This window comes from Caballeronia pedi, from assembly GCF_001544915.2.
GTDB classification, from domain to species: Bacteria; Pseudomonadota; Gammaproteobacteria; order Burkholderiales; family Burkholderiaceae; genus Caballeronia; species Caballeronia pedi.
Window position 1 is genome coordinate 1 of sequence record NZ_FCOE02000117.1, and the last position, 1,128, is coordinate 1,128.

Annotated in this window: 1 protein-coding gene; it reads right to left on the reverse strand. The window is 65.2% G+C overall.

The genetic code is table 11. The features are described from left to right. A partial coding sequence (locus AWB80_RS42760) for an amino acid adenylation domain-containing protein (protein WP_143328303.1) occupies nt 1-1,128 on the reverse strand: 1,128 nt, incomplete at both ends.

Consider the following 1,128-nt stretch of genomic DNA (forward strand, 5'->3'; position numbering starts at 1 on the left):
GCCACCCAGCTCGAAGAAGTTATCGTTGCGCCCGATGCGCTCGACGCCGAGCAACTCCGACCAGATCGTCGCGAGTTGCGTTTCGAGCGCGCCCTGCGGCGCTTCCCATTGCGCTTCATCCGCCTGCACCGATGGCGCGGGCAGCGCCTTGCGATCCACCTTGCCGTTCGCATTCAGCGGCAACGTGTCCAGCGTCACGATGCGCCACGGCACCATGTAGTCCGGCAGCGTCTGAGCGAGTTGCGCCTTGGCGCGTTGCGCATCGAACGATGCGTCGCCGCTCACATATGCGATCAACCTGCCTTCGCGGGCGATGACCACAGCTTCCCGAACGTCGTCGAGTTGCGCGAGCCGCGCTTCGATTTCACCCAGTTCGATACGAAAGCCGCGAAGCTTCACCTGATGATCGAGACGCCCGAGATAGTCGAGCACGCCGTCCGCGCGCCAGCGCACCAGATCGCCCGTACGATACAGACGCGCGCCCGGCTCATCGGAGAACGGATCGGCGACGAAGCGCTCCGCCGTCAAGCCCGCACGGCCGAGATAGCCGCGCGCGAGACCGGCGCCACCCAGATACAGTTCGCCCGCCACGCCGCGCGGCACCGGCTCCATGCGCTCATCGAGCACCCAGGTTTGCGTGTCGGCGATCGGTGCGCCGATCGGCACCGCTTTGTCCTCTTCACGGCAGCGCCATGCGGTGACGTCGATCGCCGCTTCGGTCGGACCGTACAGGTTGTGCAGCGCCACGCCGGGCAGGCGCTCGAATACCTTGCGCTGCAACTCCGCGGGCAAGGCCTCGCCGCTGCACACGATCTGGCGCAGCGTGCATCGCTGCGCGTGCTCGCTTTCGATGAACGCCTGCAACATCGAGGGCACGAAATGCAGCGTGCCGACCGCATGCCGAACGATGGTCTCGGCCAGTTGCAACGGATCGCGATGCGCACCCGGTGCGGCGATCGCTAGACGTGCGCCTACCATCAATGGCCAGAAGAATTCCCACACCGAGACATCGAAGCTGAACGGCGTCTTCTGCAACACGGTTTCTCCGCGCTGCAACGGATACGCCTGCTGCATCCACGTCAGTCGATTGAAGAGCGCATCGTGACGATTGCCGACGCCTTTGGGGCG